14 protein-coding genes are annotated in these 13,640 nt (G+C 71.7%); 6 read left to right on the top strand and 8 right to left on the bottom strand.

What is annotated here, in order from left to right; all coding sequences use genetic code 11:
- The 3 genes from QM595_RS15425 to zwf form a co-directional block, all read left to right on the top strand.
- Window positions 1-901: anthranilate synthase component I family protein (locus QM595_RS15425; protein WP_415172462.1), on the top strand; the 901-nt coding region annotated here is incomplete at its 5' end.
- A gap of 28 nt (window positions 902-929) precedes the next feature.
- Entirely contained in the window at window positions 930-1,334 is a 405-nt protein-coding gene (locus QM595_RS15420; RefSeq protein ID WP_415172461.1) for a VOC family protein, read from the top strand.
- Between the two features lie 55 nt (window positions 1,335-1,389).
- On the top strand, window positions 1,390-2,832 hold the full coding sequence (gene zwf, locus QM595_RS15415) for a glucose-6-phosphate dehydrogenase (RefSeq protein ID WP_415172460.1): 1,443 nt from the start codon (window positions 1,390-1,392) through the stop codon (window positions 2,830-2,832).
- Window positions 2,833-2,901: 69 nt separating this feature from the next.
- Here the strand turns inward: zwf and QM595_RS15410 are convergent, their stop codons facing one another.
- Genes QM595_RS15410 through QM595_RS15400 form a run of 3 tightly spaced genes read right to left on the bottom strand, consistent with a single transcriptional unit; the run spans window position 2,902 to window position 5,580 of the window.
- Entirely contained in the window at window positions 2,902-3,441 is a 540-nt protein-coding gene (locus QM595_RS15410) for a hypothetical protein (RefSeq protein ID WP_415172459.1), read from the bottom strand.
- The gene (locus tag QM595_RS15405; RefSeq protein ID WP_415172458.1) at window positions 3,438-4,847 is read right to left on the bottom strand and encodes a sensor histidine kinase; all 1,410 of its coding nucleotides are present in this window, start codon (window positions 4,845-4,847) and stop codon (window positions 3,438-3,440) included. The genes QM595_RS15410 and QM595_RS15405 overlap by 4 nt, the downstream gene beginning before the upstream one ends.
- A gap of 28 nt (window positions 4,848-4,875) precedes the next feature.
- On the bottom strand, window positions 4,876-5,580 hold the full coding sequence (locus QM595_RS15400) for a response regulator transcription factor (protein ID WP_415172457.1): 705 nt from the start codon (window positions 5,578-5,580) through the stop codon (window positions 4,876-4,878).
- A 61-nt stretch (window positions 5,581-5,641) separates the two neighbouring features.
- On the opposite strand from QM595_RS15400, the gene QM595_RS15395 reads away from it, so the two are divergent.
- On the top strand, window positions 5,642-6,523 hold the full coding sequence (locus tag QM595_RS15395) for an AAA family ATPase (RefSeq protein ID WP_415172456.1): 882 nt from the start codon (window positions 5,642-5,644) through the stop codon (window positions 6,521-6,523).
- Window positions 6,524-6,572: 49 nt separating this feature from the next.
- Entirely contained in the window at window positions 6,573-7,928 is a 1,356-nt protein-coding gene (locus tag QM595_RS15390) for a vWA domain-containing protein (protein WP_415172455.1), read from the top strand.
- 15 nt (window positions 7,929-7,943) lie between these two features.
- On the opposite strand, the gene QM595_RS15385 is transcribed toward QM595_RS15390, so the two are convergent.
- The 3 genes from QM595_RS15385 to QM595_RS15375 form a co-directional block, all read right to left on the bottom strand.
- Entirely contained in the window at window positions 7,944-9,239 is a 1,296-nt protein-coding gene (locus QM595_RS15385) for a hypothetical protein (RefSeq protein WP_415172454.1), read from the bottom strand.
- A 17-nt stretch (window positions 9,240-9,256) separates the two neighbouring features.
- Window positions 9,257-9,703: a hypothetical protein gene (locus tag QM595_RS15380; RefSeq protein WP_415172453.1), complete on the bottom strand. Its 447-nt coding sequence runs from the start codon at window positions 9,701-9,703 to the stop codon at window positions 9,257-9,259.
- Window positions 9,704-9,772: 69 nt separating this feature from the next.
- Window positions 9,773-10,918: an aminotransferase class I/II-fold pyridoxal phosphate-dependent enzyme gene (locus tag QM595_RS15375; RefSeq protein WP_415172452.1), complete on the bottom strand. Its 1,146-nt coding sequence runs from the start codon at window positions 10,916-10,918 to the stop codon at window positions 9,773-9,775.
- Between the two features lie 59 nt (window positions 10,919-10,977).
- Here QM595_RS15375 and QM595_RS15370 point away from each other — a divergent pair, with 59 nt between their 5' ends.
- Window positions 10,978-12,471: a potassium/proton antiporter gene (locus QM595_RS15370; protein ID WP_415172451.1), complete on the top strand. Its 1,494-nt coding sequence runs from the start codon at window positions 10,978-10,980 to the stop codon at window positions 12,469-12,471.
- 168 nt (window positions 12,472-12,639) lie between these two features.
- On the opposite strand, the gene QM595_RS15365 is transcribed toward QM595_RS15370, so the two are convergent.
- Window positions 12,640-13,152, bottom strand: coding sequence for a LytR C-terminal domain-containing protein (locus QM595_RS15365; protein ID WP_415172450.1), 513 nt, complete (start codon window positions 13,150-13,152; stop codon window positions 12,640-12,642).
- Window positions 13,153-13,163: 11 nt separating this feature from the next.
- Window positions 13,164-13,481, bottom strand: a complete 318-nt coding sequence (locus QM595_RS15360) for a type II toxin-antitoxin system VapB family antitoxin (RefSeq protein ID WP_415172449.1) — start codon at window positions 13,479-13,481, stop codon at window positions 13,164-13,166.
- Between the last annotated feature and the right edge of the window lie 159 nt (window positions 13,482-13,640).

Raw genomic sequence — 13,640 nt, 5'->3', positions numbered from 1 at the left:
GGCAGAAGTGCAGGTGGTACCGACCAGCACTTCTGCCGACTCGGCACTTCCCACGCCTGCACTTCTGCCGACTCGGCGCTATGGGGAGGCGTTCGAGGCGGTCCAGGAGGCGCTCCACGCCGGGGACTCCTACGAGGTGAACCTGACCTATCGACTCTCCGTCGAGACCGATCTCGACCCGGTGGCCGCCTACCTCGAGCTGCGATCGGTCAACCCCGCGCCGTACGCCGGCTACCTCCAGCACGACGTCGACGGCGCGAGCGCCTGGCTGCTCAGCAGCAGCCCGGAGCGCTACGCGCTCGTCGACGAGGACGGCTGGATCGAGACCCGGCCGATCAAGGGCACCACTCCGCGGGGCGCGACGCCCGAGGAGGACGAGCGCACCGCCGCGTTGCTGCGCACCGACCCGAAGTTCCGCAGCGAGAACCTGATGATCGTCGACCTGCTGCGCAACGACCTCGCCACGGTCTGCGACCCCGGCACCGTCACCGTGCCCGAGCTGATGCAGGTGGAGTCCTATCCGAGCGTGCACCAGCTCGTCAGCGCCGTGCGCGGCCGGCTCCGGCAGGGGGTCAGCACTGTCGAAGCGCTCCAAGCGCTCTTCCCGGCCGGCTCGATGACCGGGGCGCCCAAGCGGCGCACCATGGAGATCATCGGCCGGGTGGAGGCCAGTCCCCGGGCGGCGTACTCCGGGGCCTTCGGCTGGGTCTCCGCCGATGGCCGCGCCGACCTCGGCGTGGTGATCCGCACCCTGACCACGCCCGACAAGCAGAGCTGGACGCTCGGCACCGGTGGCGGGATCACCGTCCGCAGCGACGTCGAGGAGGAGTGGGCCGAGAGCCGGCTCAAGGCCGAGCGGTTGCTGGCCGCGCTGGCGAGGGTGTCGGATCCCTTGGCGTGAGCGCGTCCGGGGTGCGAGGCTGGCGGGCATGGGGATCCGGCTGCGCAGCGTCGTCTTGGACACGACCGACGTGTTCGCGCTGGCGGAGTTCTATCGCCGTCTGCTGGGCTGGAGCTATCCCGCCGGCTACGACGCCGCGCCGGGCGCGGACTGGCTGGCCCTCGAGGACTCCGGCGGCCGGCGGATCGCGTTCCAGCAGGCCGACGAGCTGGCGCCCACCACGTGGCCCGACCCGGGCGTCCCGCAGCAGCTCCACCTCGACTTCCTCCTCGACAGTCTCGAGGAGCTCGCGGAGCACCACGAGCGGGCGCTGCGGCTCGGCGCCGCCGTACGCCTGGACCGGATCGACGACCCCGAGGAGCCGCTGCGCGTCTACACCGACCCCGCTGGGCACACGTTCTGTATGTTCACCTGGACTTCTCCGCTCGACTGACCACAGGTCGACTCACGTAATAGGCAGGCAACACGTCATGGTTAACGTCGAAGACATGGAACACCCACACGTCATTGTGTTGTTCGGCGCGACCGGGGATCTCGCGCGCCGCAAGCTCCTGCCCGGCCTGATGCGGCTGCACGAGGCGGGGCTGCTGCGCGATGCGATGATCGTCGGCACCTCGCTCGACGAGATCGACGCCGAGGGCTTCCTCAAGGTCGCCCGGGAGGCGTGCGAGGAGTTCGGCAAGGGCACCATGACGGACAAGCGGTGGGAGCCGTTCGCCGCGATGCTGTCCTACATCCCGATCTCGCTGGGCGCCAAGAAGCTCGCCGAGCTGGTCAGGGAGCAGGAGAAGAAGCTCGCCGCGCCGGGCAAGGTCGTGCACCGGCTGCACTATCTCTCCGTCCCGCCGAAGGCGGCGCTCGACGTGATCCGCGAGCTCGACGACGCCGGTCTGGTGGAGCGGGCCCGGATCATCATGGAGAAGCCGTTCGGCACCGACCTCGCCTCGGCGAAGGTGCTCAACGCAGCGGTGCACCAGGTCTTCGACGAGGAGCAGGTCTTCCGGATCGACCACTTCCTCGGCAAGGAGGCGGCTCAGAACATCCTGGCGTTCCGGTTCGCCAACGGCCTCTTCGAGCCGATCTGGAACCGCAACTTCATCGACCATATCCAGATCGACGTGCCCGAGACGCTCGGCCTGGAGGGCCGCACGGCGTTCTACGAGTCGACCGGCGCCTACCGCGACATGGTCGTCACCCACCTGATGCAGATCCTCGCGTTCGTCGCGATGGAGCCGCCGACCTCGCTGGCGCCCGGGCCGATCAGCGACGAGAAGAACAAGGTGTTCCGCTCGATCCGGCCGCTCGACCCGGCCAACGTGGTGCGCGGGCAGTACACCGGCTACCGGGGCAAGGACGAGGTCGCCGAGGACTCCGACACCGAGACCTTCATCGCGCTGAAGGTGATCATCGACAACTGGCGCTGGGCAGGCGTGCCGTTCTTCCTGCGCACCGGGAAGAAGATGGCCGAAGGCACCCGGATCATCTCGATCGCGTTCAAGGAGCCCCCGCTGACGATGTTCCCGGCGGGCTCCAACGCCGGCACGCAGGGCCCCGACCACCTCACCTTCGACCTGGCCGACCAGTCGAAGATGTCGCTGTCCTTCTACGGCAAGCGCCCCGGCACCGGGATGAAGCTGGAGAAGCTGTCGATGCAGTTCTCCACCTCCGAGACCTCCTCGGCGGTCGGTGTGCTGGAGGCCTACGAGCGGCTCATCTACGACGCCATGCGCGGCGACCACACCCTGTTCACCACCGCGGAGGGCATCGAGACGCTCTGGGAGATCTCCCAGCCGTTGCTCGACAACCCCCCGCCGGTCCGGCTCTACGCCCCCGGCTCCTGGGGCCCCAACGCGATCCACCAGCTCATCGCGCCTAACGCCTGGCGGCTGCCCTTCGAGCGGTCCTGGCGCGAGGCGCCCAAGGGCCGTTAGAGACCTTTCGAGGGGCAAAGAGAGACCTCTCGGCGGGCCAACAGGGACCTCTCGAGGGGCGATCGGGGACTACTCGGCGGTGGCTTTGGAGGAGGACGGTGCCCCGGCGGAGAGCTCGGTCAGGATCTCCGTCATCGCCGCGTCGACCGCCGGGGCCTGGCTCGGGTCGAGCGCCATCGCGTTGACGGTCTGGATCAGCGCGCCGTTCTGCAGGAAGGCCGAGACGGCGTACGCCGCGTCGGCGGTGTAGCTGACCACCCGGGCGTCGTCGGCGCCGGGGATGTCGGGTGTGGTCACCGGGGCGTCCGCGGAGGGGTTGATGGTCTTCCAGGCGGCGTCGAGACCCTGGTCGAACCACAGGTAGGACAGGTCGAAGGTGGGGTCGCCTTCCTGCGCCGGCACCAGCGTGCAGCGCGGGGTGTCGACGTCGCCGGTCTCGAGCGTCACCGTCGCGCCGAGTGCCGCCGAGATGGCGTCGGCGTCGAGGGAGTCGCAGGGGTTGAACGCGGGCGCCGCCTCCGGTTCCGAGTCGGACCCGGAGGAGCCACCGGAACAGCCGGCGAGCACGACGGCGAGCAGGGGTGCGGCCAGCGCCAGGGCAGCTCTCACCGGACCGGTGCCTCCTTCGGCACGGGCGCCGCGGCGCCGGGAACATGGAAGACCAGCCGGGCGCCGCCGGTCGGGGCGCGGCTGGCGGAGACGGTGCCGCCGTGGCGCTCGGCGGTCTGCCTGACGATCGACAGGCCCAGTCCGGAGCCGGGCATGGCGCGCGACTCCGCGGCGCGGTAGAACCTGTCGAACACGTGCGGCAGGTCGCCCTCGGCGATGCCGGGCCCCTCGTCGTCGACGGTGACGGTGCCGTCGCGCAGCCCGACCCGCACGATGCCGCCGGCCGGCGACCACTTGGCGGCGTTGTCGAGGAGGTTGGTCAGCGCCCGCTCCAGCGCGTTCGCCTCGCCCAGCACCCACCACGGCTCGCTGCTGACCTCGAACCGCAGCGAGGGCGCCCGCAGCCGGACCCGGGCGACGGCATGGTCGAGGATCTCGTGCAGCTCGACCGCCTCCACCACCGGAGCAAGGGGCTCGTCGCGGGCCAGCTCGACCAGGTCGCCGATGAGCGTGGTGAGCTCCTCCATCTGAGCACGTACGTCGGCCAGCAGCTCGGCCCGCTGGGTCGGCTCCAGGGAGAGGTCGGCCTGGGTCAGCAGGTCGATATTGGTGCGCATCGAGGTGAGTGGCGTCCGCAGCTCGTGACCGGCGTCGGCGATCAGCTGCCGCTGCCGGTCCCGGGCGTCGGCGAGCGCGCTGAGCAGTCGGTTGAACGCGGTCGCCAGCCGGGCGACCTCGTCGTCGCCCTCGACCGGCAGCGGCGTGAGATCCTGCGGCGAGGTGGCCTCGACCCGGTGGGTCAGCCGGCGCACCGGTCGCAGCCCGTTGGCCGCGACCCCCCAGCCGGCGATCGCCGCGACGGCGACGCCGAGCAGCCCGCAGAACAGCATGACCAGGCCGAGCCGGTGCAGCAGCCGCTCCTGCGGCGAGAGCGCCTGGGCCAGCACCAGCGCCCGGGTCTCCCCGGTCACGGTCGTGGGCACGGCCGCGACCCGGTACTTCAACCCGGTGGAGGTGGTGACCGTCCGGATGCTGGAGGCGCGCTCGCCGCGAGCCACCGCCAGCTCCGGGGTGTCGAGCTTGGGGAAGTCGCCGACCCGGTCGGGGATGTGCACGCCGCCCGAGGTGTCGACGAACGCGATCCGGATGTCGGCGGTGCTGATCACCGCTGCCGGGATCTCGTTCTGGGTCAGCACCAGCAGCGCCGAGGAGTTGGCGGCGGTGGTCGCCCGCTGGAGCAGGCTGTCGTCGGTGCTGGACACCAGCTGATGGCGCATCAGCGCGTAGGTGGTGATCGACAGCGAGGCCACCACCAGGCCGACCGCGAGCGTGGTCAGCAGCGCCACCCGGCTGGCCAGCGAGCGCCGGTAGTGCCAGCCGTTCGGCCAGGCTCCCGCCGTACTCATGTCGTCACCGGATGCCGCGCGGGCCCGCTCATGGCTCGCGCAGCACGTAGCCGACGCCGCGCACGGTGTGGATCAGCCGGGCCTCGCCCTCGGCCTCGGTCTTGCGGCGCAGGTAGCCGACGTAGACCTCCAGCGAGTTGGCGGTCGTCGGGAAGTCGTAGCCCCACACCTCCTCCAGGATGATGGACCGGTCGAGCACCCGGCGCGGCCGGCGCAGGAACATCTCCAGCAGGGTGAACTCGGTGCGGGTCAGCTCGATGCGGCGCGTCCCCCGGGTCACCTCGCGGGTGGCGACGTTCATGGTCAGGTCGGCGAAGGAGAGCACCTCCTCCTCGCTGTCATCGTCGCCGGCCGGGGTCGTGGCGCGGCGGAGCAGCGCCCGCAGCCGGGCCAGCAGCTCGGGGAGGGCGAACGGCTTGGTGAGGTAGTCGTCGGCGCCGGCGTCGAGGCCGTCGACCCGGTCGCCGACGGCGTCGAGCGCGGTGAGCACGATGATGGGCACGTCGTTGCCGGCGGCGCGCAGCGCCTTGGTGGCCTCCAGGCCGTTGAGCCGGGGCATCATCACGTCCATCACCACGACGTCGGGGTGGGCCGAGCCGATCACCGCCAGCGCCTGCGCGCCGTCCTCGGCGAGCGCCACGTCGTACCCGTTGAACTCCAGCGACCGGCGCATCGACTCCCGCACGGCCTTGTCGTCGTCGACGACGAGCACCCGTGGTTTCGTGCTGTCCACGGCACAAGGTTGCCACGTGGGGCTGAGTGGTCGCTGAGAGGACTGCTGAGAGGATGTCGGCATGACCTGGTTCTCCTCGCCCGCCGACGCCTCCTCCCGACTGGGCGAGGTCGGCTATCTGGCCGATCCCGCGACCGCGACCACCGCCTTCCTGGCGGGTGCGCTGGAGAAGCCGCTGCTGGTCGAGGGCCCGGCCGGCGTCGGCAAGACCGAGCTGGCCAAGGCCGTCTCCCGGGCGAGCGGCGCGGAGCTGGTGCGGCTCCAGTGCTACGAGGGGCTTGACGAGGCCCGCGCGCTGTACGAGTGGAACTACAAGAAGCAGTTGCTCCGCATCCAGGCCTCCGGCACGGCGTCGATGGCCGGCGGAGCCGACGCCTCGTGGGAGCAGGCGCACGACGACATCTTCAGCGAGGAGTTCCTGCTCACCCGGCCGCTGCTCACCGCGATCCGTCGAGACGAGCCGACGGTGCTGCTGATCGACGAGGTCGACAAGACCGACGTGGAGGTCGAGGGGCTGCTGCTGGAGGTGCTCAGCGACTTCCAGGTGACCATCCCCGAGCTCGGCACGGTGACGGCGACCCGCCGTCCGTTCGTGGTGCTGACGTCCAACGCCAGCCGGGAGCTCTCCGAGGCGGTCAAGCGGCGCTGCCTCTACCTCCACCTCGACTACCCCGACGCCGTCCGCGAGAAGGAGATCGTGGTCTCGCAGGTGCCCGGCCTGCCCGACCGGGTCGCCACCCAGCTGGTCACCGCCGTGGCGCGGCTGCGCGAGCTGGAGCTGAAGAAGTCGCCGTCGATCGCGGAGTCGGTCGACTGGGCCCGCACCCTGATCGCGCTGGAGATCGACGACCTCGACGCCAAGGCCATCGACGACACCCTCGGCGTCGTCCTCAAGCACGCCTCCGACACCGACCGGGCGGTGCGGGAGCTCAAGCTGCGATGACTCACCCCACCGAGCCGCTCGCTGCGCTCGCGCCTCGTCGGGGACCCCGATGACCCTGCTCGACCGCCACATCGCGTTCCTCGAGGCCCTTCGGGCAGCGGGGATGCCGGTGTCGCTGCCGGAGGACCTCGACGCCGTCACCGCGCTCGGACTCGTCGGCTGGGGCGAGCGGCAGCAGGTCCACGACGTGTACGCCGCCACCCTGGTCAAGCGACAGAGCCAGCGCGACACCTTCGACTCGCTCTTCGAGCTCTACTTCCCGCGGATGGTCGGCGGCCTGCCGGCCGAGGACGTCAGCGACGGCCCGGTCGACACCGCCGAGGATCTGGCCGCCTTCACCGAGCGGCTCGCCGAGGCGTTGCTCGCCGACGACGTGGAGCGGCTGCGGCAGCTGGCGGCCGAGGCGGTGGGCCGGTTCGGTGCCATGCCGGGCCGTGGTCCGGGGATGTCGGGCTGGTCGTCGTACACCGCGCTGCGCCGGCTGGGGACCGACGAGCTCCTCACCCGGCTCGTGGAGGGGCTGCGCGGCAACGGCTGGGGGAGCGAGCAGGCCGAGCGGGTCGCCGAGAAGCGGATGGGCTCCTACCGCGAGATGGTCGAGGCCGACGCCCGCCGCCGGATCGCGGAGGACAAGGGCCCCGAGCAGATCGCCCGCGTCACCGTGCGACCGACCATCGACCGGCTCGACTTCCTGGCCGCGCGGCGCTCCGACATGGAGGCGCTGCGCCGGGAGATCTACCCGCTCGCCCGGCGGCTCGCCACTCGGCTGACCCAGGAGAAGCACGCTCGCCGCCGCGGCCCGGTCGACATGCGGCGCACGGTCCGCGCCTCCATCGGCACCGGCGGCGTCCCGCTGACCACCCACCACCGGCCGAAGCGACCGCACCGCACCGAGTTGGTCGTGCTCTGCGACGTCAGCGGCTCGGTCGCCAACTTCGCCACTTTCACGCTGATGCTGGTCTTCGCGCTGCGCGAGCAGTTCTCGAAGGTGCGGGCCTTCACCTTCGTAGACGAGATCCACGAGGTCACCGACTACTTCACCCCCGGCGGTGACCTGGTGGACACGATGACCCGGCTCGCCGAGGCGACGGCGCACGCGGCCCGGTTCGGCCGCACCAACTACGGCCGCGCCCTCGAGCGTTTCCGGGAACTGCACGGCGACGCCGTCGGCCCCAAGTCGTCGCTGCTCATCCTCGGCGACGCCCGCTCCAACTACAGCGACCTGGCCCTGCCCACCCTGCGCGGGCTGGTCGACTCTGCCCGGCACGCCTGGTGGCTCAACCCGGAGGTCCGCCGTCAGTGGGACACCGGTGACTCCGCCGCCTCGCAGTACGGCGACGTCATCGGCATGGTCGAGTGCCGCAACCTCACCCAGCTCAGCGAGTTCGTCCACGACATCGCCTGAGGTGTCGGCGAGTGGTCACGGGCGCGTGATCTGGTAGACCGTGCTGCTCACCTCCCCTGATTGGAAGAACGGGGCGAGGCCGCCGAGTGCGGCGGTGACCGCCGGGTCGTGAGAGGCGTCGGCGGCTGCCGCGCCGGCGGCGTAGTGGTCGAGGCCGTGGTTGCCGGCCAGTCCGGAGCTGCCGGACTCGAAGGTGATGGTGACGTGGTTGACGGCGTCGGGGTTGCCCGCGGCGTCGGTGAGCGGGATCGGGTCGCCGGCGTGCTCCAGGGAGATGGCGCCGACGTCGGCGGGCAGGTCGACGCCACCGACGGGCGAGCCGGCGGTGACCACCTGGGCGATCTGGTACGGCGTCTGCTGGGCCGCCAGCGCGATCGCCTGCATACCGCCCTGACTGTGGCCGACGATCAGCACCGGCTCGCCGAATACCATACCAGTATGGTGAAGTGCGCCCAGGACGCCGGCCCCGTAGGCGGTCGGCAGGCCCGCCACCAGCTCCAGGTTGCTCTGCATGTCACGGACCTGGCCGTCGTGGGAGAGCGGGTCCATGTCGTCGGTGCCCGGCAGGTAGACGAGGTGCTGCCGGGTGCCGTCGGGGAGCGTGACGGTCTGCACCTCGATGTCGCCGTCGGGCAGGTCGTTGACCTGGTCGAGGTGCTCGACCAGGTCGGTCAGGCTGCCGGGCACGGTGCCGGAAGCCGACACCTGCAGCGGGGTCGGGGTGGTGGCGACGGCGCCGTCCTCGGGGTGGAGGCCGGCCGCCCAGCCGGCCAGCGAGGGCATTGTCGGATGTGACCCCGGTGGCAGGCCGAGGGCCCCGTCGACGAGCCCGGGCAGCAGGCCCACGGCACCCTCGGCGAGGCCGGGATGGGCCTCGACCTGGTGGCCGAGCGTGCCGTCGGCGGCCTGCCACCACGACGCGGGCAGCAGCGCCCCGGCGAGCGCGCCGCCGACCAGAGCCGTCGGCGCGAGCAGCTGGCCGACCCCGTAGCCAGCGGCGTAGCGAGCCTGCGAGAGCGCCAGATCGACCGCCTCGTCGGCCGCGCGCAGCCACTCGGTCGCGTCTCGCACCGCGATCGCGGCCACCTCGGCCTCGGCGGCGAGCGGGAGCAGCGCGGCGGTCGCCTCGAGCACCTCGCTCTCGGCAGTCGCGGCGGTGACCGGGGCCAGCGCCGCGGACGCGACCAGGTCGGGCGAGGCGCACAGCCGGGCGCCTGTCGCGGCGAGGGCGCGCAGCCGGTCGCCCGCCTCGTCCAGGATGCCGGCGAGCCGCAGCGCCCCGGCATAGCGAGCCGTGATGCCTCCGGTCACGTCGACGAGGGTGGCCATCACAGCACCACCGGCAGCGACAGCCCCGGGATCCGGACGTCGAGCCAACGGCGGTCACCGGCCGGCGGCGGCACGAAGTCCCGCAGCACCTCCTCCATCGGCGTGAGGGAGTCGATCAGGCCGTCGAGGAATTTGGTGATCCGCCGCTTCGCCGAGGCGATCGCCGACATCACGGCATGCTCGATCCGGGCGATCATCTTCAGCAGGTAGGCCACCCGGTCGGCATGTCGATCGAGGGCATCGGCCGCTTGCCGGTGGGCAGCCGCCGCTCGCCGCAGCCCGCCGGCCTGGGCCTGGACGTGGGCGCGCATCGCGGTAGCCGCGACCCCGTCCCATTCGACCGCCGCGGCCTCGGCGATCAGCCGGTCGGCCTCCTCCTCGACCCGCCGGGCCTGCGCGCGCAACTCACCGCCGAGCCGCCGGATCGCTCGTGGGTCTCCATACATCTCGTCACCTCCACCGGCGCCCCCGCGGCACCCAATCAGTTGGATCCCCGGAGCAGCGGAGGCGAAACCTCAGCCGGTCAGCCCTGTGGACAACCGGTCCAGCGCCGCCTCCACCTCGGCAGTCGCGCCGGCGAACGACAGCCTGACGAACCGCCCGCCCGCCACGGTGTCGAAGTCGACGCCGGGCGCCACCGCGACGCCGGTACGGCCCAGCAGGTCGTGCGACCAGCGCAGCGAGTCGTCGGTCAGGTGCCCGATGTCGGCGTAGACGTAGAACGCGCCGTCCGCCGGGGCGAGTCGCGAGATCCCCAGCCGGGGCAGTCCGTCCAGCAGCAGCGCCCGGTTGACGGCGTACCTCCTGACGTGGCCGTCGAGCTCCACGGCCGCCTCCGGCGTGAACGCCTTGACCGCCGCGTGCTGTGCCAGCGCGGGCGGGCAGATCGTGAAGTTGCCGGTCAGCACCTCGACCGTACGACGCAGCCGGGCCGGGGCGAGCAGCCAGCCGATGCGCCAGCCGGTCATGGAGTGGTACTTCGAGAACGAGCCGAACACGATCGCCTCCCGGCTGGTCTCCCACGCGGTGTGCGACCGCTCCGCGCCATAGGAGATGCCGTGGTAGATCTCGTCGGAGACCAGCCGTACGCCGTGCGCCTCGCACCACCCGGCGAGCGCGGCGAGGTCGTCGGCGCCGAGCATGGTGCCGGTCGGATTGGCCGGCGAGGCGACCATGACGCCCTTGAGGTCGGGGATCGCGGCCAGCGTGTCGAGGCTCAGCTCGTCGACCTCCACGACCCGGCAGCCGAGCGCCGCCAGCACGTTGCGGTAGCAGGGGTAGTTGGGCCGCGACATCGCGACCACGTCGCCGGCGTCGAAGGCGGCCAGGAAGGCCAGCAGGAAGCCGCCGCTCGCGCCGGTCGTCACGACCACGTCGTCGGCCGAGACCGGCACGCCGTACGACGCCAGGTAGTGCTCGGCGATGGCCGAGCGCAGCGCCGGGATCCCGACCGCCGGGGTGTAGCCCAGCGGGTCGCCGGAGCGCAGCAGCCGGACCGCCTCATCGGCCACGGCGGCGGGCGCACCGGTCGACGGCTGCCCGGCCAGCAGGCTCAGCACGTCGCCGCGGTCACGCTGCCGGGCGGCCACCGCCTCGATCATGTCCATGACGTGGAAGGGCGGCACATTGGCGCGCACCGCCGCCGCCAGTCGGGCACTCACAATCGTGACTCTAGGTTGCCCGCTAGAATCAGACCCCGCCACCCCCGAATTGAGGTGACATGAGCTTCGACGTCCATCAGCTCGACCAGTTCGTGTTGGTGGGGTCGGCGGTCACCCTCTTCGCGATCTTGGCGGTGCGGGTCTCGTCCCGCACCGGGCTGCCGACGCTGCTGGTCTACCTGCTGATGGGCGTCGCGCTCGGCGAGGCCGGTCTCGGCATCGGGTTCGAGGACGCCGAGCTCGCCCACGCGCTCGGCTTCGCCGCGCTGGCGCTGATCCTCGCCGAGGGCGGCCTGGCCACGCACTGGCACGAGGTCAGACGCTCGATGCGGCTGGGCGCCTCGCTGGCGACGGTCGGCGTCGGCGTCACCGTTGCCGTGGTCGCGGTCGCGGGCCACTATCTGCTCGGACTCGAATGGCAGCTGGCGGTGCTGCTCGGCGCGGTCACCGCGCCGACCGACGCGGCGGCGGTGTTCTCGGTGCTGCGGCTAGTGCCGCTGCCCCGGCGGCTGACCAGCGCCCTGGAGGCGGAGTCGGGTCTCAACGACGCGCCGACGGTCGTCCTGGTCGGGCTGATCTCCTCGGGCGCGGTCAACGAGCACTCCTGGTGGGTGGTCGCCGGGATCATCGCCTACGAGCTGGTCGCCGGCGCGCTGATCGGCCTCGGCGTCGGCTTCGGCGGCGCCTGGCTGATGCGTCGGGCCGCGCTCCCTGCCTCCGGCCTCTACCCGCTGGCCGTCATCACCCTCACCTTCCTGGCCTACGGCGCCGGGGCCGCGGTCCACGGCAGCGGCTTCGCGGCGGTGTACGTCGCCGCGCTCGTGCTCGGCAACGCCGAACTGCCGCACGGCGGCGCGACCAGGTCGTTCGCCGAGGGCGTCGCCTGGCTGGCTCAGATCGGCCTGTTCGTCATGCTCGGCCTGCTGCTCTCGCCCGAGCGCATCACCTGGAGCGTGGTGGGGCTGGCGCTGCTGGCCGGGCTGATCCTGACCCTGGTCGCCCGGCCGCTCTCGGTCTTCCTCAGCGCGATCCTGGAACGACTCGACTGGCGGGAGAAGACCTTCCTGTCCTGGGCCGGGCTGCGCGGCGCGGTCCCGGTCGTGCTGATGACGATCCCGCTCGCCGAAGGAGTGCCCGGCTCCGAGCGGCTCTTCGACATCGTCTTCGTGATGGTCGTCGTCTACACCCTGCTCACCGCACCGTCGCTGCCGCTGGTCGCCCGGCTGCTGGGCGTCGCCCGGCCATCCGACCCGCGCGCGCTCGAGCTCGAGGCGGCGCCGCTGGAGCGGCTCGCCGCGGACCTGCTGCAGATCAACATCACCCCCAGGTCGCGGATGCACGGCGTCGAGGTGGGGGAGCTGCGGCTGCCGCCCGGCGCCTCGGTCTCGCTCGTCGTCCGCGACGGCAACGCGCTGGTGCCCGAGCGTCGTACCGTGCTGCGCTCCGGCGACGACGTCCTCGTCGTCACCCCACGGGCGGTGCGCGAGCGGACCGAGCGACGACTGCGGCAAGTGAGCCGGCACGGCCGGCTGGCCCAGTGGCTGGAGTCCTAGGGAAACGCTGATCAATGGCGCCGTCGCGAGCGTTGCGAGGCGAGTGCGCTGGCAAGCCGCGGGCGCGAAGGCAGGCTGGGCGCCTGTCGAGCGGCCGCGGCGCGGCCAGCGTGCCGCATCGCGGCGCGCAGCAGGCGGGATTGATCAGCGTTTCCCTAGCAACAACCGTCAGGACGCCGGCGAGCAGATGGTGGTGTCGGTGGTCGCCTGGACCTCCTGGGCGCCGTCCCCGACGGCGTCGAAGCGGTCGCCCACGACGAGCACGACCCCGACGGTGCCCAGCTCGGTCAGGTCCACGCCGTCGACCACCTTGCTGCGCTGCAGGTGCGACTTGAGCAGCGCCACCGCCGGGCTCTCGATGTCGTCGGTCCAGATCTGGGCGTAGCCGACGTCGGTGCCGGACGGCGCGTTGGCGCTGGTGCCCTCGTGGAAGCCCTGCGCCAGCAGCTCGTCCATCGTGCGGCCGGCGAGCCCGGCGCGCTTGCCGGCGTTGAGGACACTGACGGTGACCTCGTCGGTGGTGACCGTGTTGCCTGCCTTGACGGCCGTCTCGGTGCAGGGCGGCGCCGCGGCCAGCTTCGGCAGCGGCTCGGTCAGCGAGGACCATCCCCATATCGCCGCCAGGACGAGAAGTACGACGAGCGCTCCTAGCGTCGTCGCCGACTTCAGTGCCTGGGTCATGGCCCCGGAGCCTACCGAGTATCGCCCGGATCAACCGCTTGGAGAGCGTGCACCCGGGCGTGCAAGACGTGGCGCTGCTGCAGCGCCGCCCGCAACGCGCGGTGCAGGCCGTCCTCCAGGTAGAACTCGCCCTGCCACTCCACCACATGCGCGAACAGGTCGCCGTAGAACGTCGAGTCCTCGTCGAGCAATGCCGCCAGCTGCAGGGTGTCCTTGGTGGTGACCAGCTCGTCGAGGCGGATCTGGCGCGGCGGGATCTTCGCCCACTCCTTGGCGGAGAGGCCGTGATCTGGGTAGGGGCGCCCGTCGCCCACGCGCTTGAAGATCACCCTTGCGACTATATCGAGCGCTGAGGGTGGCTCTAGTAGGGTGTCGCTCCTAAAGCACCGGGTATAGGTGTCGGAGTTTGATGCGGGCGTCGGCGGTGGTGAATCTCCAGTCGACTTGGCGTTGGTCGGCGTTGGTGGCGCTGGCCCAGGCGGCGAGTT

This window comes from Nocardioides sp., assembly GCF_047607185.1.
Taxonomy (GTDB): Bacteria; Actinomycetota; Actinomycetes; order Propionibacteriales; family Nocardioidaceae; genus Nocardioides.
This window is presented reverse-complemented; position numbering and strand designations above follow the sequence as displayed.